Source organism: Psychrobacter sp. Ps3, from assembly GCF_022129275.1.
GTDB lineage: Bacteria > Pseudomonadota > Gammaproteobacteria > Pseudomonadales > Moraxellaceae > Psychrobacter > Psychrobacter submarinus.
Window position 1 is genome coordinate 1 of sequence record NZ_JADQAL010000001.1, and the last position, 19181, is coordinate 19181.

The window sequence follows — 19181 nt, forward strand, 5'->3', positions numbered from 1 at the left end:
TAGAACTATTTTAGCGATCAGCAGTGCGCATTTGTGAATGTTCAACACGCCCTAAGTCACAGCGATAAAAAAGCATGACGCATCCTAAAGTCCTCTAGGGTCATGTTATACTGCTGACTATTTGCTAGTCTCTACAATTTATTATCAATTTATGATTAATAATGGGCAACTCGCTATTTTATCATCTATTCCACTCTCTTATATATAAGCTTAAGACATTCTATGGCACTGATACATCTAAAAAACATCCACCTCGCTTTTGGCGTAGCACCTATCCTTGATGGTGTCGACTTTAGCATTGAGGCAGGCGAACGCGTCTGTCTGATCGGTCGTAATGGCGAAGGTAAATCCACTTTATTCAAGCTTATCAACGGCTCTATGCAGCCTGATAGCGGCGAAGTCATTATCAATAGCAGCGTGCGTGTTGCTATGCTTGAGCAGGATGTTCCTGAAACTTCGGGGCGTATACTAGACATCGTTATGGGCGGCAGTCGGCAAACCGCTGACCTGCTCATGGCCTATAACCAGCAAACCGATCTATGCGCTGAGGGTGATATGGATGCCTGTGAGCGCATGGCGACTTTGCAACATGATATCGACGCGGTACATGGCTGGGATTTAGAGCGTGAAGCGACGCGGCTGATTACCACTATGGGGCTTAACGCGGATGATGACTTATCCTCGCTATCGGGTGGTCGTAAGCGCCGAGTGCTGCTAGCAAGAGCCTTAGTCACTAAGCCTGACGTATTATTGCTTGATGAGCCGACCAACCATTTGGATGTCGATAGTATCGAGTGGCTGGAGCGCTTCTTGTTAGATTGGCAAGGTCTGACGCTGCTATTTGTCACTCACGATAGAGCCTTTGTCAATAAGCTGGCAACGCGCATCGTCGAATTAGATCGTGGTCTATTGACCAGCTATGATGTCACTCAAGGCGCTAAAGGCTACGCGCGCTATCAAGAGCTAAAAGAGCAACAACTGCTCGCTGAAGAAAAAAGTAATGCCAACTTTGATAAAAAACTGGCGCAAGAAGAAGTGTGGATTCGCCAAGGCATCAAAGCCCGCCGTACTCGTAACGAAGGCCGCGTGCGCGATCTAAAGGCCCTGCGTGAAGAGCGTAGCCAACGCCGTGAGCAAGTCGGTAACGTCAACATCACAATGGATGCAGGCGAAAAAAGCGGTAAGCTGGTTTGTAAGGTCAAAAACCTTCATCTTGAATACGATGGCAATGTGCTCGTCGACAACTTTAGTACCACCATTATGCGTGGTGACAAGATAGGTATCATCGGTCCTAATGGCGCTGGTAAAACCACTTTAATAAAAGCGCTACTCGATATGTCTGACGATGAAGTCACCAAGAGCGGTACTGTGGAGCTAGGGACTAATCTGCAAATCGCTTTCTTCGATCAGTTGCGTGATCAGCTCGATCTAGAAGCTAGCGTTGCCCAAAACGTCTCTGAAGGCTCAGACTTCATCGAAGTGGGCGGCCGCAAGACCCATATCATGAGCTATTTGCAAGACTTCTTATTTGCGCCGGAGCGCGCGCGCACCCCTGTCAAAGCCTTGTCCGGTGGTGAACGTAACCGGGTACTGCTCGCCAAGCAGCTGTTAAAGCCTGCCAATATATTAGTGCTCGATGAGCCTACCAACGATTTGGACATGGCGACCCTTGAGTTATTAGAAGAGTCCGTCAGTAGCTTTAATGGCACGATACTACTTATCAGCCATGATCGCTCGTTTATGGATAACGTGGTTACCTCTACTTGGGTATTTGATACCGATGAAGACGGTAACGGCGTGGTCGATGAATATGTCGGCGGCTATCAAGAATACTTGATTCAAAAGAATCGCGCGCAAGCGTCTAAAGCGCCGAGCCGTGCGCATACTTCCAAAGCCAACCAAAAACCAGCGGCAACACCCGCTAAACCTGTTAAAGCGCAAAAAAAGCTCAGCTTCAATGAGCAGCGCGAGCTTGATTCGCTACCAAAAGAAATCACTAAGCTAGAAACAGAGCAAGCCAAGCTACAAGACAAGCTGGCTGATGGCTCTTGGTTTACCGAGGATTTTGATGCCGCGACAGCCGCCAGTGAGCGCTTAGCGGTCATTGAGGAGGAAATGATGGCAAAGCTTGAGCGCTGGGAAGAACTTGAGAGTGATTAATGATAAAAGTCGGGTATTGTCCAACTATCTTTTATCTTCTCACTCTCTCATTGCTACTGACTTACATGAGAGATGAAACAAAATCGGTTACGTAAAGGTGCTGAAAGTTAGTGAACATTGGGCTGATTTCAAGTATCATCGCCTATAAATAAATATCCTTATCATTTATAAGGTAATCTTATCACTCAAAAGGCGATATCGATTACTTTACGATGAGAGCAGTCTTTGAGACTTTACTAGTCATTACAGATACTTTTAATAGTGCTTGTATTTAATAGTGATTATAAATGCTATTTAACTGAATATGACAATGACGCGTACCGTTCAGTCGATACGAATTCAATGCTGATTATTCTGATAATGATTTAGGACTTTTAACAGTGTAAAGCTAATAATAATGCCTGCAAAGGTCGCGTTATTTTTGGCGTACCAATTTATTTTTTAACCAAAATAGCTTAGAATAGTAACAATTAGCAAAATTAGGCATAGCTGATGTGGCTTGTCTCTTTATATTGTCAATATAGTATGAACCAATACTAAATGTTTTATATTTCTAAGTCACAAACCCAGTGTGGGATAATCCCATTTCATTCACCTGGAGGAAGTATTAATGAGCCAAGCCGAAGGCGTTAATGTACAACGCCGTAGAGTTTTGATTGCTTCAACTGCCGTAATTGGTGCAGCTGGAGTCGCGGCGGTAGCCACCCCTTTTGTTCGCTCTTGGACACCTAGCGCCAAAGCTGAAGCTGCGGGTGCGGCAGTTACCCAAGATATCGCTTCTATTGAAGAAGGACAAATGATTGTCGTAAAGTATCGCGGCAAACCTATCTACGTCGTCAAACGTACTGAAGATATGGTGAATACTTTAGAGCCTGTTGAGTCTTTACTCGCTGATCCCGACTCAAGCGCATCACTACAACCTGAATACGCCAAGAACCAAACTCGTTCTATCGAGCCGAGTCTACTAGTGGTTGAAGGCGTTTGTACCCATTTGGGCTGTGCCCCAAACTATCGTCCCGAAGTTGGCGCGGCTGACTTAGGCGGTAATGATTGGTATGGCGGATTTTTCTGTCCTTGCCATGGTTCTAAATATGACTTAGCGGGTCGCGTTTATAGCGGCGTACCGGCACCAACCAATTTACCCGTCCCAGAGTATAGTATGGCTGGTACCATCTTGACAGTTGGGGAGGCTTAATATGAGTATGGGTAAAAAATTAATGCATTGGGTGGACGCGCGCTTTCCTGCGACTGAAACCTACGAATACCATATGTCCAAATACTATGCACCAAAAAACTTCAATTTTTGGTATTTTTTTGGTGTGTTGTCGATGGTGGTATTGGTTAACCAATTAGTGACTGGTATCTGGCTGACCATGATGTATAACCCGAGTGCTGAAGGCGCGTTTGCCTCGGTCGAATATATCATGCGTGATGTCAAAGGCGGCTGGCTCATCCGCTATATGCACTCCACAGGTGCATCAGCGTTCTTCGTTGTCGTCTATTTGCATATGTTTAGAGCCTTGCTGTATGGCTCATATCAAAAGCCACGCGAGCTACTATGGCTGATCGGTATGGGTATCTATCTTGCCTTGATGGCAGAAGGGTTCTTCGGCTATCTATTACCTTGGGGTAATATGTCATTCTGGGGTGCTCAGGTTATCTTGAACTTACCAGCAGCGCTACCGGTCATCGGTGATGGTCTTGCTGAGTGGGTACGTGGTGATTACATCATCTCAGGTATCACGCTGAACCGCTTCTTTGCGCTACACGTTGTGGCTATTCCGCTAGTCTTAGTTGGTTTAGTATTTATGCATATCGTGGCTTTGCATCACGTTGGTTCTAACAACCCTGATGGTATCGATATTAAGAAGCTCAAAGACAAGAATGGTGTACCGTTAGATGGTATCGAATTCCATCCGTACTACACTGTGCATGACATGGTTGGTATCGTAGTCTTCTTTATCTTGTTCTTTGCAGTGGTGTTCTTCTTCCCAGAGGGCGGCGGTTATTTCCTTGAGCCACCTAACTTTGAGGCAGCAAACTCCTTGAAGACACCTGAGCATATTGCGCCAGTATGGTACTACACGCCATTCTACGCTATCTTGCGCGCGGTGCCGAATAAGCTGGGCGGGGTCATCGCCATGGGTGCGGCCATCGCTGTACTATTCTTGATACCGTGGCTCGACAGATCACCTGTACGCTCAATACGCTACAAAGGTATCTTGTCTAAGATTGCACTAACTGTCTTTGCTATTAGCTTTATCGTACTTGGCTATTTAGGTGCGACACCTGCAACGCCAACTGCGACTATTATGGCTCGTGTATTCACGATTCTATATTTCTTATTCTTCTTACTAATGCCGTTTTACACTGCTATTGAGACGTGTAAACAGCCACCAGAACGCGTTACCGGAGGTCACTAATGAGAACCCTAATCAAATCCCTAGCGGGTCTAGGCTTAGGCGCGGCATTGACCTTGACGGCTGGTAGCGCAATGGCAGCTGGCGGTCACGGATGTGGCACTTTTACCAATGCTGAGGGTGTGGAAGAGCATTTGGCTTGTAGCGACGCTCCTATTGACTTCACTAACAAGGGTTCGCTACAAAACGGCGCAAAAATGTTTATGAACTACTGTGCTGGGTGTCACTCAGCGAAGTATGTTCGTCACTCACGTATCGCCAAAGACCTTGAAATACCGCCAGAGCTGGTCGAGAAATATCTGATGGTGACCACCGATCAAATCGGTGATCATATCGATGCTGAGATTGACCCTGAGCTACAAGCGTCTTGGTTCGGTGCGGCGCCTCCTGATCTATCTTTAGTCAACCGTTTACGCGGTGATGATTGGGTCTACACTTACCTGTTATCTTTTTACGAAGATCCTAGCCGTCCTTGGGGCGCGAACAACCTAGTGTTAGCTAACGCGGCTATGCCTCACGTCTTGCACAACCTGCAAGAAAGCGTGAGCCAAGAAGAGTTTGAGTCTGAAGTCGGCGACTTAGTTAACTTTATGGCTTGGATGGGTGAGCCGGTTCGTCATGATCGCCGTGTCATCGGTGCTTTTGTCATCCTATTCCTACTAGTATTGCTCATTCCGGTCTACTTACTCAACAAAGAGTTCTGGAAAGATGTTAAATAAGTAAGCGCTAAAGCTAACTGATTTGTACTAAAAAAAAAGCATTACCTCGGTAGTGCTTTTTTTGTGCAAAAAAAAATGTGCAGACAATGTTTAATAGCCATATACCATTGGGACAGCAGAGAAACCCTCAAACCGGCTACGCTAACAAATTATAGATAACCGCGTGGAATTGGTTAGCATTTACGCTTACTGTCTTGATTAACAAGGTGAGTTTGTTTACGATGACAGCCTTAATAATGAATATTAGGCTGCTATGATTGATGCGAATGACATTCCCAGTAGTCAGCTGATCTTATATGCTGATGATGGCTACGATAGCCATGTCGTGCGCTTATTACTGGAAGAAAAAAAACTAGAGTATTACCTATCGCGCTTGCACTCTGAGCGCCCTGAAGACTTAACTGAACTAAACCCTTATCATACTTTGCCAGTACTACAGCAGCGTGAGACTGCGTTATATGAGATCAACGTTATCTTTGAGTATTTAGAAGAGCGTTATCATGCCAATAAATTACTCCCTGAGACCCCGCAAGAGCGCGCGCAGTTTCGACAATTGGCTTGGCGCATTCAGCGTGATTGGCTAGTCTTGGGTAAACGTCTGCTGATGCACCCTGATAGCTTTAATAAAGCTCAAGCAGCGCTGGCTAAGAAGCAACTAGCCGACTCGCTGATTACTTTAGCGCCCCTATTCGCTCATAAGCCTTATTTTATGGCTGATGAGTTTGGCTGGTGCGATGTCTTGTTAGCACCGCTGTTATGGCGATTAGAAGAGATGCAAATTGAGCTACCACGCAATATCAGTCGCCCATTGCTGGACTATCAAGAGCGGTTGTTTGAACGTAAAAGCTTTCGGGCCAGTGTGCGCTAACCTTTTGCCGTACTTTTATAACTTGAGAATACTTGTTACTATTATTTTGTAAAATATCAGTAGAGGAATAAAAAATGAGTGATACCCCTATCGCTACTACCCCAACGCGCCCTTATATGGTACGTGCTATCTACCAGTGGATAGAAGATAATGCACTAACCCCTTACTTGATGGTTGATGCCACGGCAGAAAACGTACAGATTCCAACAGAACACGTGCAAGATGGTCGTATCGTCCTCAATATCGCCAGTCGTGCCACCGGTAATATGAGTATGGAAAATGATTATATTCATTTTAGTGCGCGCTTCGGCGGTGTCTCGCAAGAGATTTGGGTACCCTTGCAAGCGGTAATTGGCATCTATGCTAAAGAAAACTCGCAAGGGATGTTTTTTGATCCTAACGAGTACGATAACTATGAGCCTGAAGAAGAGGCTAGCGCGGTAGCGAATAAACCAAAAGCTGCGACTAGACCTAAACGCGATAACAAAGCAGGCTTAAAGATACTCAAATAGTCTGCATAAGATAAAGCATTAAACCATAAAGAAGGAGCCTTATAGATAGGCTCCTTTTTTATTAGCATATGTTTAATCAATCTAAGTTCTAGGCAAGGTCACTCCGCGTTGACCTTGGTATTTACCGCCGCGATCCTTGTAGCTGGTCTCGCAGACATCGTCGCTATCGCTTTGGAAAAACAGCATTTGCGCGACGCCTTCTCCGGCATAAATACGCGCTGGCAAATTGGTGGTATTACTGAACTCTAGCGTTACATGCCCTTCCCACTCAGGCTCTAGCGGCGTGACATTGACGATGATACCGCAGCGCGCATAAGTCGATTTGCCTAGACAAATGGTCAGCACATCACGCGGAATGCGGAAGTATTCTACAGTACGAGCTAGCGCAAAGGAGTTTGGTGGAATAATGCACTCATCGCCAACGATATCAATGAAGCTTTTTTCATCGAAGTTTTTGGGGTCGACGACGACTGAATGTACGTTGGTGAATACTTTAAATTCAGGAGCGCAGCGCACATCGTAACCGTAGCTTGAGGTGCCGTAGCTGATGAGACGCTCGCCTGCATCATTGAAGCGCACTTGACCTGGCTCGTATGGCTCGATCATGCCGTGCTCTTCGGCCATTTCACGAATCCAGCGGTCAGACTTAATAGACATTGTTATTCCTTAGCAAATTTTTAATAGCGATGATTATACGGAATTGATGGCTCAATTTATAGGTTTTACGCGAGATAAAAGTATCCACTCGCTATTCAGCTTGAGTCAGATATTACCATTTTGCAAAGTGATCTTCCGCTAGTCCCATTACCTTATCCAAGCGTAGCACTTGCCCAGCTAAGCGTATCTCTCCGCTGTACTCCCCTAGCCACTGCTCAAAGATGCTGGCGACCATACCGAAATTATCTGTTTTTTTGTAGACTCTAATCGGCGTGAAAGTTAAATCGATATCGACACTGCTCCAGCCTAAGCTTCGATGATAAATGTGCCAAGTATTGGCAGAGGAGTCATTCGTATCTTTACGCTCAAATAATACAGGCGGCAGATAAAAAATCTCGCCATCGAGCCAACAAGCATTCTCACTTAGACCTGTCTCATTGACACCCATAGAGAGATTCAATAAAAAATGCCGACCATCTGCTAGGTAGCTGTTGATACAAGTCCAAAACCAATTGGTCTCATGACGCATATAACCCAGTGTCCAATCTAGATTGGCTCTTGTTGTCTTGCTCAATTCAAGTTTTTGCTGCTGACTATCAGCGGTTATCTGTGCACCCGCTTTGATAATTATCTCGCCGCTAGCAGCGCTCAACGGCTCTTTTTGGGTAAACGTCCAACCGCGTCTGCCTGTTGGCGTACATATCGCAAGCGGCTGCTGCTGACGCTCTAATTTTGCATGGACTGCTAGATATTGGCTATCAAGCTCTATACTCACCTGCTCTGGGGTAAAACCTAGCGTTAGGCTAAGCTTGCTATGGGTAAAAGACATCTGCCCTTGATAGTGATCGCCTTTAAATGCACTGCGGCGCGTAACTGGCTGCAAGGCTTCCCCAATCTCTAATTGTGCAGTCTCTTCATTGTAAACATAAACAAAAGCACTAGTGGCAATCTTAATCGTTGCCAGTGCGAGACATACTCTAAAAGGCGGCTCGATGATTTGGACAAAACAGAATTGATTGGCCTTGAAGTCTTTACGCCAGTTTGATAATGGTTTTTGCGAGATTAGCGGACTGTAATAATCGAGATAATTGATTTGTTTAACTTGCGAGAACACCCCAAATTGCGGCTGACCATTTTGGATGAGCTGTTCGATAGCTTGTGGCTTTATATCGGTAGAAATGATATTTGCGTAAGCTACATTATCTACCTTGTCGCTTTTAATAGGTCCATGCATTGCTATGACATCCTTGTCTTGCATTTATTACTGACTAATCACTTGTCCTTGATAGCTTACTTCGGTACTTATCACTGTTCTTTTTGCTTGCCTTGATGCGGCCCAAATGGCTTCTGTAATGGCTTTGACCTCTATTGCAGTGAGTCCATCGGCCAGCTCCTGCGTCACATTTGCTACGGCAAAAGCATTTGTCCCAAAAGGATGCTTAGGAAACTTTAACAATAAAGCCGCCATCGCCTCTACTGCTGACAAAAAATCGGCAATCACCATTCGCCTATTACTAAAGGTTGCATTGACTTGATAGCGCTTGCTACTACCATCTTTATAGTAGCAAACGCCAATCAGTTGGTTATTTGATAGCTCAATTTCATACACGGGCGGACGCAGCATTTTTAATAACGTGTACTGCTTGGGCGCAGCCTCTAAATGACTTTGATAAATAGATACGCTCACAAAGCTTCCTTGCTTCTTTGTTAGAATAAAAGTGCTTTTAACTTTATATTTGCTTAGGCTAATTTGTTATTGATAAACAATCATCATAAACGATTAAAATATACGTTTATCATCAACAGGCTTAGCAAATTTATCAATATTAGTCTCGATGTTTTTGGCTATATTGATATAGTAATTCGCAAACTCATCATCGGCTAATACACTAGGCTCACCTTTATCGACCTGCGCGCGAATACCACTGGCCAATGGTAGCTGCCCTAATAAAGGCACGTGGTACTGCTCAGCGATCATCTCGCCGCCACCTTTACCAAAAATGGCTTCGGTATGCTGGCAGTTACTGCAAGTATGTAGCGCCATATTTTCAACCACACCCAGTACGGGAATGTTGGTCTTATTAAACATCTCAATGCCTTTTTGTGCATCGAGCAGTGCGACATGCTGCGGGGTTGTAACAATTACTGAGCCAGTCACCGGAATACGCTGGGCAAGCGTTAGCTGAATATCACCGGTACCTGGCGGCATATCGATAACTAGGTAATCGAGCTGCGGCCAGTTGGTCTGATTATACAGTTGCATCAGCGCGCCCGTCGCTTTGGGACCACGCCAAGCCACTGGCGTATTATCGCCATCGAGCAAGCTGCCGATAGAGAGCATCGCTAAACCGTGCGCCTCGACCGGAACGAACTGATCGTTTTCCAGCTCAGGCTTAACATCGGCAACCCCAAGCATCGTTGGCATACTAGGGCCATAAATATCGGCATCAAGCACCCCAACCTTGTGACCTAGTTTCTGTAATGCCAAGGCAATATTGACCGTCGTTGTTGATTTGCCAACGCCGCCTTTACCTGATGCCACGACAATAATGTGACGAATACGCGGATGCGCGGCTAGAGAGGCTTGGGTGGGAGCGGCCTTAGTGATAGCGGGTTCAGCATCGCTACGAGCGGCCTGTGACTGTGTACTGCCCGCCATAGCATCAGTGGTTTTTGGCATCGAGGTCGCTGACGATTTGGGCAGGCTTGCGCTCGAAGCTTTGGGAGGCGCAGGCAAGCGGACATTCATATGAATGACCTCAATACCGTGAGGACGTAGCAGTTGCCCAAGCTCCTGCTGAATCACTTCAGGGTCACTACTGTGCGGCAAACGCAAGTCTAAAGTGAGCTCATGATCATTACGCTCAAGGCCGGTGACCATAGTCGCAATGCTCGCATCACCGACGTGATAGCTAAGCAACGCCTTATCAACCGCGCTATCACGCTGCGCTTGCTGCTCTGGAGTTTCAGGTTTGGTCTTTTTTTTCATAAAATTAAACATAGTTGCCTTTATCATTATTATCAGTATTTGTCGTTATTATAACATCAATAAGACGTGTCTTAGCCGATAGCCAAAAACCTCGAGGCAATAAATAGGTAGATAAGCACACCTGAGGCATCGCTGATTAAGGTAATCAAAGGGGCGCTCGCTGTCGCAGGGTCGAAGCCAAGCTTATTAAGCACAAAGGGCAGACTCATACCAATCACACTACCTATCATGACTACCGAAACCATACTCAGTGCTAGCACTAAAGAGACAACAAGATCGCCGCGAATATAGCCAATAATAGCCACCGCAACCGCCATTCAGGCGCTGCTAGTATCAGTACTCGCAAAGACACAACCCCTTGTAGCCGGCGCTCTTGGTCGATGACATAAGCATGATAAATTGTCTCGGCATCAGGCGCTTCTAGTCGCAGCGCAACTAGCGCCTCTTTAATGCAAAAGCTTCATTATGCATTCTTTTACTCCGAGCAGCCTAAACGATGCACTTAGCGATCATAAAAAAGAGCCAATAGTATGAATAGTATTGGCTCCAATTAATAGACGTTATCTATCAGTGCCAAGATCGAATGTTCAACACGCCCTAAATACTGCTCTTGATTTTTATCGAGCAGTAGCTGTTGGTTTTAGCTATCGCATTATAACGACTGAAAAACAGCTATTGAGCAATGGCTACTGGCGTCTTTTCTTGTAGCTCAGCAAAGCTGACGCCCTCGGCCAGCTCAACCAGTTGTAAGCCGTTATCAGTGACGTCCAACACCGCAAGCTCAGTGATGATACGATCGACTACGCCTTTACCCGTCAATGGTAGCTCACAATTGGCAAGGATTTTGGGCTGGCCATGCTTATTGACCTGTTCCATCAATACAATCACACGCTGTACGCCGGCGACCAAATCCATCGCACCGCCCATGCCTTTGACCATCTTTTTGGGGATCATCCAGTTGGCCAGATCGCCGTGTTCCGAGACTTCCATCGCGCCTAGTATGGCAAGATTGACATGCCCGCCGCGTATCATCGCAAATGACTCTGAGCTACCAAAATAGCTTGCGCCAGAAGCTGCGGTAACCGTTTGCTTACCAGCATTGATCAAATCGGCGTCGATGCTGTCTTCAGTTGGAAACTCGCCGATACCCAATAGGCCATTCTCAGACTGTAACCAAACATCCATACCCTCAGGAATATAGTTAGCTACTAAAGTTGGCAGACCGATACCTAAATTTACGTAGTAACCATCTTGCAGCTCTTGTGCTGCCCGCTGTGCCATCTGCTCTCTTGTCCATGCCATGTCGTACTCCTTTTTTGATTACTTTTTAAAGTTGCTTTTTTAAGCGACTATCATTCATTTACACTCTAGTTATTACCACGATCTAAAGTTACTCCAAAGCGCTTATTTAAGCGCTGCCAGCCGCTTTGACCGTGGTTTTTTCGATGCGCTTTTCAGGGGTGCTATTGAGAACAATGCGCTGCACAAAGATGCCTGGCAGATGAATCTCATCAGGATCAAGCGCGCCGGTCTCGACGATCTCTTCGACCTCAGCAATAGTGATTTTGCCAGCCATCGCACAATCTGGATTGAAGTTACGCGCGGTTTTATTAAAGATAAGGTTGCCAGCTTTATCGGCTTTCTGCGCTTTGATAAGAGCCACATCGGCAGTTAAAGAATGCTCAAGCACATAAGTACGACCATCGAAATTTCGTGTTTCTTTACCTTCGGCAACTAATGTGCCCACACCAGTCGCTGTATAGAATGCAGGAATACCCGCACCACCTGAGCGTAGCTTTTCGGCCAATGTACCTTGCGGGGTTAGCTCAACTTCTAACTCGCCTGCCAAGTACTGGCGTTCGAACTCTTTGTTTTCACCAACGTATGATGAAATCATTTTCTTGATTTGGCGGGTCTGTAGTAGCAGACCAAGTCCAAAATCATCGACGCCAGCGTTGTTGCTGATACAGGTCAACTCTTTAACGCCACTATCACGTAGTGCTTCGATCAATGCTTCTGGAATGCCGCATAGACCAAAACCACCGATAGCGAGGGTTTGGCCATCCTTGACGATATCTTGTAGAGCGCTCTTTGCACTGTTGTACACTTTTGATTGACTCATGCTTATCTCCTTTAAGCTATTTTTTTCATTTATTTTCGATAATCACTTACGCATTTTTTTATTTTAAAAAACATAGACTTAACGATAAAAATTACACGGTAAGCGTATTACACTAAAAAGATACGTATCATATCGTTATATCTTATTTAAAAAGATTATGCTAACTTACCATAATATTTTGATAGAGCCTAGAGAAAAACTCAAAGCCGTAATAATGAGTTGTAGCAACTTATACCGACAGCAGTACTGAGTCATCTCTCGCTGCCTTTTATTCGCTTTTTGACGCTACTCTTTATCAAATCATTATTTCAGTTAGCAGTGAGTATATCTTACTCATTATTTTTTATGCCAAGGAAAGGCGGTTATGTTTAGTACCTTTGCTATTGTTATTACCTTGCTACTACTGATGTTCTTCGCTTACCGGGGATATTCAGTACTGATTTTGGCCCCGATTGATGAACCGCTGTTGTTTAGTTAATTACTAAGCACTATCACATAAATGATAGATTTACGGTATCATAGACAAAATTTTTAATTCAGAAATATCTCATTATTAGGATCGATAACGATAAAGCTTGAAAAGTCGAGTCGTGAGATAATCAACCCATTTATATCGATAACAAAGGTGATAAAAGTGCGTGAAATTTTAGTAACTAGTGCCCTACCTTACGCCAATGGCTATATTCATTTAGGCCATCTTGTAGAATATATCCAAACTGACATTTGGGCGCGGGCAATGAAGGCGCAAGGCCATCAAGTCACTTATGTTTGCGCTGACGATGCTCATGGTACGGCTATTATGCTAAAGGCTGAAGATAACGGCATCACGCCAGAGGAGCAGATCGCTTCGGTCAAAGCCTCGCACGAAGCTGATTTTGCTAAGTTTTTGATTGAGTTCGATAATTATCACAGCACTCACTCCGCTGAAAATAAGCACTACTCAGAGCTAATTTATCGTCGGCTCAATAGCGCCGGTCACATCTCAACCCGTGACGTCGAGCAATTATTTGACCCTGAAAAGCAGCTGTTTTTGGCCGATAGATTTGTCAAAGGCGAATGTCCTGAATGCGGATCGGCCGATCAGTACGGGGACAACTGCGAGGTTTGCGGCACCACTTATGATGCCACTGAGCTGAAAAACCCGCGCTCAACGTTATCGGATGCCACGCCAGTACTTAAAGTCTCTAAGCATTACTTTTTTGATTTACCAGAGTTCGAGCAGTTCTTACAAGATTGGACACGCAGTGACAAGCGTCTACAGCCTTCAGTTGCCAATAAACTACAAGAATGGTTCGATGCCGGTCTTGCCAGCTGGGATATCTCGAGGGATGCGCCCTACTTTGGCTTTAAGATACCAGACACCCCTGAGGGCGAGCCGGATAAATACTTTTATGTCTGGTTGGATGCGCCTGTCGGCTATATGGCAAGCTTTCAAAACCTGTGTGATAAGCGCGCAGGCACGGACAACGCGCTCGACTTTGATCGCTACTGGGCGGCTGAGAATGAACATAAAACGGAAGTTTATCATTTCATTGGTAAAGACATCGTTTATTTCCATGCTCTATTTTGGCCGGCGATGCTTGCGGGTAGCGAATTCCGCACGCCCACTGGCGTTTTTGCTCATGGCTTCTTGATGGTCAATGGCGAGAAGATGAGTAAGTCGCGTGGTACTTTTATTAAGGCTGAGACTTATGCAGAGCACTTACACCCTGAGTACCTGCGCTATTATTTTGCCAGTAAACTATCAGATAAAGTCGAAGATATTAACCTAGATCTTGAAGACTTTATGCAAAAGGTCAACTCTGACTTAGTCGGCAAAGTGGTCAATATCGCCAGCCGTAGCGCCGGATTTATTGTCAAAAAATATGATGGCATGCTCACTGAGGTTTGCGCGGAGCCTAAACTACTAGAAGACATCACTAAGACTGGTGATGAGATCGCCACCGCTTACGAGAACCGCGAGTTTAGCCGTGCTATGCGTCTGATCATGCAGTGCGCGGATAAAGCCAACGAGTACATCGACGAGAAAAAGCCTTGGGCGCTTGCCAAGCAGGAGGGCACTGAGCAAGAAGTACAAGACGTCTGTTCAGTAGCGATTAATATCTTCCGTCAATTGATGGTGTATCTGGCTCCGGTATTGCCTGAGCTAACCCATAACGCCAAAGCGTTTTTGAATATCGATGATTTGAGCTTTCATAGCCGTAACGAGTGGCTGCTCGGTCATCAGATTAATAAGTTCAAGCCGCTGATGCAGCGTATCGAAGAAAAAGATGTCACTGCGATGATTGAAGCCTCAAAAGCGTCATTGGGCGAATCAAAAGAGGAACCAGCTGCAACTGATAAAGAGGACAACAGCGCTGAGCAAGCCGACTATATAGGTATCGAGGATTTTAGCAAAGTTGAGATGAAAGTCGCGCACGTTTTAGAATGCAGCCACGTCGAAGGCGCAGACAAGCTTTTGCAGTTTACGCTCGATGTCGGCGAAGACAAGCCGCGCAATGTGTTTAGCGGTATTCGTAAGTTTTATGAGCCTGAGCAGTTGACCGGTAAAAAGGTGATATGCGTGACGAATCTTGCGCCGCGTAAGATGAAGTTTGGCATCTCAGAAGGCATGGTGCTCTCTACTGGCAATCCTAAGACTCAGCTCACGGTCGTGACTTTGCCTGATGCTTGTGTGGTTGGTGATCTACTTGGTTAGCGACTATAGCTGAGATTATCTATGCTAAGGTATTTTGGTAAATTAATCTTAAGAAGATAATAATGGCATTACTTAGACTTATCGCCGATATCTTATGCTATTTGACCTTAGGTCTACTGCTATACTGGTATTTGAGTGAAGATACGGCAGCGCTACTTATCGCTATTGTTAGTGGCGTTGTCAGCTTTTTATTATTTATTATTACTACAGATATTAGACAGTCTCAGCGAAAGCGTAAGCAGGACCGCGAGGCTTACGATATCTGGGACTTTTGGTACTTAACAGATCTTTTAGAGATACCTTTTAGAATGATTATTTGGCTGTTTAAAAGTTTATGGCGGATTTTTGATTGATTTGTACTGTCGCATTTAGTACAACCCTTTATATATGTCCTCTTGAGCTTTTTTATCAGCCAGTTTCATAGGTATTACTAGGCCTAATCAAGCCTTGCTCGACCTTATATACTGTTCGATGACTCTTATCATTCAATTTTTTATTGCGAATCGTTACATTACTGTCATAATATAACCACTTATATTTATAAACCCTCTATTTTATCTAAGTCAGCTGCAGGCGCGCGCCGAAAGTGGCGCTTGGTTAAGTGGACGAGCTGACTTGCATTTTCCAACCGAAGAGTTAATTTGATAATGACTATTGCTACCCCTCTACGCCTAAGCCTATGCGGAGCTGCTCTGAGTGCCATCAGTATGTTTGGCTTAGTAGGTTGCTCAAACTCAGCTACTGAAACCACCACTGATGATGGGGCTACTGGTAGCGAAAAACCAGCCAAGACTCTCGCTATTACCCAAATCGTCGAGCATCCATCACTCGATGAGATCAGACGCGGGCTTATAGAAGAGCTGGCAGATAACGGCTACGTAAAAGGCGAAAACCTAACGGTGAATTTTCAAAGCGCGCAAGGTAATCTAGCCACCGCAGGACAGATTGCCAAACAGTTCGCCGGTGACCTGCCAGACGCTATCGTCGCTATCTCAACGCCCTCTGCACAGTCTATTGTCGCTTCCACGACTCAGGTTCCTGTCATTTATACCGCTATCTCTGATCCATTAGCTGCCAAGCTTATCGATGAAAACGGTGTCCCTGCGCAGTCTAATGTCACAGGCTTGTCAAGCCAGCTGCCTATTGAGCCACAGTTAGATCTCATTCAGAAAGTTGCGCCTAAAGCCAAAACTATTGGCTATGTTTATAGTCCTGGTGAGGCCAACTCAGTCACTGTGCTCAATCAGCTCAAAGCAGCGGCTCCTGCGCGCGGACTCGAAATCTTGGATCTAACCGCTAATCGCCCAACCGATGTGGCGATGGCGACTCGTAGCCTAGATGGTCGCGCCGATGTCATCTATACCTCGCTCGATAATAATGTCGTCTCAGCGTTTGAGGCGATGGCAAGCGCGGCGAACGAGCTCAAAATCCCAGTCATCGCCTCTGATGAATTCAGCGTTAGACGCGGCGCCACTGCCGCGCTTGGGGTCAATGATTATGACTTTGGCCGCGTCACAGGTGAGATGGTTTACCGAGTATTGAACGATGAAGCGGTCGCGACAGTTAAACCTCAAGTGATGAATGATCTGACTTTATATGTCAGTCCTAAACATGCACAAGCGCAAGGCGTGACTTTATCTGACGAAGTACTAAAAGACGCTATCAACGTCGATGACCAGTAAGCCTAGGACGTTGGCGATAAAAGATTAATTGAAGCATTATTAAAATGAGTATAGGAATTAGCAAAGGATTTGCTAATAATTACTGATTATGACCCTATCTTCCTTTACTGGTTGTAAGAACACATTTTTATCTTTAGGAGTAAGACCTATGTTGTATCAGAAACGAGCTAGCCGTTTTAACTTTACCAAAGCTTTAATGCTAGGCGGCGTTTGTACCGCTATTTTGACCGGCTGTAATCAATCGCCAACTGATGACCCTGACACTATCGATGGTGCCGCTGGCGGTGAAGTAGCCACAGAGACAAAATCGGTCGCTATTACTGCTATCGTTGAGCATCCAGCGCTAGATGATGTACGTAAAGGCGTGGTTGATGAGCTGGCCGAACAAGGCTTTAACGACGGTGAAAACTTGACGCTAAACTTCCAAAGCGCGCAAGGTAATACCGCCACTGCCGGTCAGATTGCCAAGCAGTTCGTTGCTGATGAAGCCGACGTTATTGTCGCTATCGGTACGCCATCAGCACAGTCTGTAGCGGCGGCGACTAGCACGATTCCGCTAGTATTCTCGGCGGTGACCGATCCTGTTGAGGCTAAGCTTGTTACTACGCTTGATGGCTCAGGTACTAACGTTACAGGCGGCTCTGATGCGCTCCCTTATGAGCCGCAAATCGAGCTGATGCGCCAAATTATCCCAAGCCTAAAGAACGTCGGCTACGTCTATAGCCCAGGTGAGGTCAACTCGACCATTACGCTCAAAAACCTAAAAGAAAAGCTCTCACCGATGGGCATTAATGTCCTAGAAGCACCTGCAGCTCGTAGTAATGATATCGCTATGGCAGCTCGTAGCCTAGAAGGTAAGGTCGATATGATCTACACCTCAACCGATAATAACGTGGTTTCAGCTTATGAAGCGCTTTATCAAGTCGCTAAAGAAAGTAAGATCCCACTTATTGCCTCGGACACGAGCTCCGTTGAGCGCGGCGCTATCGCAGCCTTAGGCGTTGATTACTATAGCTTAGGCCGCGAAACCGGTAAAATCGTTGTCAATATTTTAAATGGTGAAAACCCAGGCGCTATTCCGGTTTATACCCCGCAAAACTTAAACCTACATGTCAGCCCAAAAAATGCTGAAGAGCAAGGTATTACTTTGCCGCAAGCGGTTATCGATGACGCAGAAGAAGTGGTAGAATAAGCTTATTTTGCTGCTCGCTAAGCTTAGAGACAGCCCAGCTATCCCTTTATAGACTGGGCTTGTTTTTTGATGCTATTATTTTGCTACTTTCTATTTTATTGCTGCTGCTGATAACGCTATAAAATAAAAGCCTGTTATCTCTTAGCGAATACACGCTTTGGTTCACCCTAATCGCAGATTGCATAATCTGTTTAACCCACCGCTTAGTCGCTGCTAATGTTAGGTAGCACTTGGTTATGACTTACTGATTACTTATGTCTTTAATTGCTTTTTTTGGTGCGCTTGAGAGTGGTCTCATCTACGGTCTTGTCGCCCTAGGCGTCTTAATATCCTTTCGAACCTTAGACTTTCCTGACTTGACCGCTGATGGTAGTTTTCCTCTAGGCGGTGCGGTTGCTGGGGTCTCTATCGTTGCTGGGGTTAACCCTTGGCTCGCTTGCGCCTTTGGTATGCTCGCAGGTTCAGTTGCAGGCGTAGTCACCGCTTGGTTGCATGTTAAGCTTGGTATCTTGCAGCTACTGGCCAGTATCCTTGTGATGGTGGCGCTGTATTCTGTCAATTTGCGTATCATGGGCGCGCCCAACCTGCCACTCTTAGGTGAGACCACTGTCTTTAGCTCTCTGGTCACTAACGATAATGGCTTTTGGATGCGCTGCTTGATTATCGGCGCTGTGGTGATACTGGCTAAGCTATTTTTGGACTGGTTTTATAGTACTGAGTCCGGTCTATCGATGCGTGCAACCGGCTCTAACCTGCGTATGGCGCAAGCGCAAGGCATCAATACCTCATGGATGACTATTATCGGTATGGCGATCTCTAACGGTCTGATTGCGCTAGCCGGAGCGCTCTTTGTTCAGACGCAGGGCGGCGCGGATATCTCTATCGGTATCGGTACCATTGTCATCGGTCTGGCGGCAGTGATCATTGGTGAGACCATTATTCCTGCTAAGCGTATTTGGCTTATTACTTTAGCCGTCATTATTGGCGCGGTGCTCTACAAGCTATTTATCCAAGTGGCCTTGTCGAGCGATACGCTACGTAGTATAGGTTTTGGGCCGCAAGATTTGAACTTGATTACAGCACTGTTGGTCGTGCTAGCATTAGTACTGCCTAAGGCAAAAACCAAGTTTTTATCGCGTAGAGTCAGAGCTTAAAGCGAGCA

Annotated in this window: 17 protein-coding genes and 1 pseudogene; 11 read left to right on the forward strand and 7 right to left on the reverse strand. The window is 45.6% G+C overall.

Features of this window, described 5'->3' with window-relative positions; translation table 11 throughout:
• Positions 1–222 precede the first annotated feature (222 nt).
• The 6 genes from I3248_RS00005 to I3248_RS00030 all read left to right on the forward strand — a co-directional run bounded on the left by I3248_RS00005 (position 223) and on the right by I3248_RS00030 (position 6679).
• On the forward strand, positions 223–2160 hold the full coding sequence (locus I3248_RS00005; protein WP_238062095.1) for an ATP-binding cassette domain-containing protein: 1938 nt from the start codon (positions 223–225) through the stop codon (positions 2158–2160).
• Positions 2161–2770: 610 nt separating this feature from the next.
• Entirely contained in the window at positions 2771–3355 is a 585-nt protein-coding gene (gene petA, locus I3248_RS00010) for a ubiquinol-cytochrome c reductase iron-sulfur subunit (protein ID WP_238062096.1), read from the forward strand.
• 22 nt (positions 3356–3377) lie between these two features.
• Positions 3378–4583: a cytochrome bc complex cytochrome b subunit gene (locus I3248_RS00015; protein ID WP_238062173.1), complete on the forward strand. Its 1206-nt coding sequence runs from the start codon at positions 3378–3380 to the stop codon at positions 4581–4583.
• Positions 4583–5299, forward strand: a complete 717-nt coding sequence (locus tag I3248_RS00020; protein ID WP_201559416.1) for a cytochrome c1 — start codon at positions 4583–4585, stop codon at positions 5297–5299. The genes I3248_RS00015 and I3248_RS00020 overlap by 1 nt, the downstream gene beginning before the upstream one ends.
• 253 nt (positions 5300–5552) lie before the next feature.
• Positions 5553–6167: a glutathione S-transferase N-terminal domain-containing protein gene (locus I3248_RS00025; RefSeq protein ID WP_025647255.1), complete on the forward strand. Its 615-nt coding sequence runs from the start codon at positions 5553–5555 to the stop codon at positions 6165–6167.
• A 74-nt stretch (positions 6168–6241) separates the two neighbouring features.
• The gene (locus I3248_RS00030; protein ID WP_201559415.1) at positions 6242–6679 is read left to right on the forward strand and encodes a ClpXP protease specificity-enhancing factor; all 438 of its coding nucleotides are present in this window, start codon (positions 6242–6244) and stop codon (positions 6677–6679) included.
• Positions 6680–6760: 81 nt separating this feature from the next.
• On the opposite strand, the gene dcd is transcribed toward I3248_RS00030, so the two are convergent.
• From dcd to I3248_RS00065, 7 genes and pseudogenes are all read right to left on the reverse strand, one after another.
• Positions 6761–7336, reverse strand: a complete 576-nt coding sequence (gene dcd, locus I3248_RS00035; protein ID WP_238062097.1) for a dCTP deaminase — start codon at positions 7334–7336, stop codon at positions 6761–6763.
• A gap of 112 nt (positions 7337–7448) precedes the next feature.
• Complete coding sequence (locus I3248_RS00040) at positions 7449–8570, reverse strand: DUF2804 domain-containing protein (RefSeq protein WP_238062098.1); 1122 nt, start codon at positions 8568–8570, stop codon at positions 7449–7451.
• A 27-nt stretch (positions 8571–8597) separates the two neighbouring features.
• The gene (locus tag I3248_RS00045) at positions 8598–9023 is read right to left on the reverse strand and encodes a hypothetical protein (RefSeq protein ID WP_238062099.1); all 426 of its coding nucleotides are present in this window, start codon (positions 9021–9023) and stop codon (positions 8598–8600) included.
• A 93-nt stretch (positions 9024–9116) separates the two neighbouring features.
• Complete coding sequence (apbC, locus tag I3248_RS00050) at positions 9117–10337, reverse strand: iron-sulfur cluster carrier protein ApbC (RefSeq protein ID WP_238062100.1); 1221 nt, start codon at positions 10335–10337, stop codon at positions 9117–9119.
• Between the two features lie 59 nt (positions 10338–10396).
• A pseudogene (locus I3248_RS00055) lies at positions 10397–10642 on the reverse strand (magnesium transporter); the annotation flags it as partial.
• Between the two features lie 355 nt (positions 10643–10997).
• Positions 10998–11627: a CoA transferase subunit B gene (locus I3248_RS00060; RefSeq protein WP_238062101.1), complete on the reverse strand. Its 630-nt coding sequence runs from the start codon at positions 11625–11627 to the stop codon at positions 10998–11000.
• Positions 11628–11733: 106 nt separating this feature from the next.
• The gene (locus I3248_RS00065; RefSeq protein WP_238062102.1) at positions 11734–12447 is read right to left on the reverse strand and encodes a CoA transferase subunit A; all 714 of its coding nucleotides are present in this window, start codon (positions 12445–12447) and stop codon (positions 11734–11736) included.
• 634 nt (positions 12448–13081) lie between these two features.
• Between I3248_RS00065 and metG the strand changes: the two genes are divergently transcribed.
• The 5 genes from metG to I3248_RS00090 all read left to right on the forward strand — a co-directional run bounded on the left by metG (position 13082) and on the right by I3248_RS00090 (position 19173).
• Entirely contained in the window at positions 13082–15145 is a 2064-nt protein-coding gene (gene metG / locus I3248_RS00070) for a methionine--tRNA ligase (RefSeq protein WP_238062103.1), read from the forward strand.
• A 62-nt stretch (positions 15146–15207) separates the two neighbouring features.
• Positions 15208–15498 (forward strand): hypothetical protein, encoded by a 291-nt coding sequence (locus I3248_RS00075; RefSeq protein ID WP_238062104.1) that lies wholly within the window; start codon positions 15208–15210, stop codon positions 15496–15498.
• Positions 15499–15792: 294 nt separating this feature from the next.
• Positions 15793–16827, forward strand: coding sequence for an ABC transporter substrate-binding protein (locus tag I3248_RS00080; protein ID WP_238062105.1), 1035 nt, complete (start codon positions 15793–15795; stop codon positions 16825–16827).
• Positions 16828–16975: 148 nt separating this feature from the next.
• Positions 16976–18019 (forward strand): ABC transporter substrate-binding protein, encoded by a 1044-nt coding sequence (locus I3248_RS00085; protein ID WP_201559405.1) that lies wholly within the window; start codon positions 16976–16978, stop codon positions 18017–18019.
• A 254-nt stretch (positions 18020–18273) separates the two neighbouring features.
• The gene (locus tag I3248_RS00090) at positions 18274–19173 is read left to right on the forward strand and encodes an ABC transporter permease (RefSeq protein ID WP_201600998.1); all 900 of its coding nucleotides are present in this window, start codon (positions 18274–18276) and stop codon (positions 19171–19173) included.
• The last annotated feature ends 8 nt before the right edge of the window (positions 19174–19181 follow it).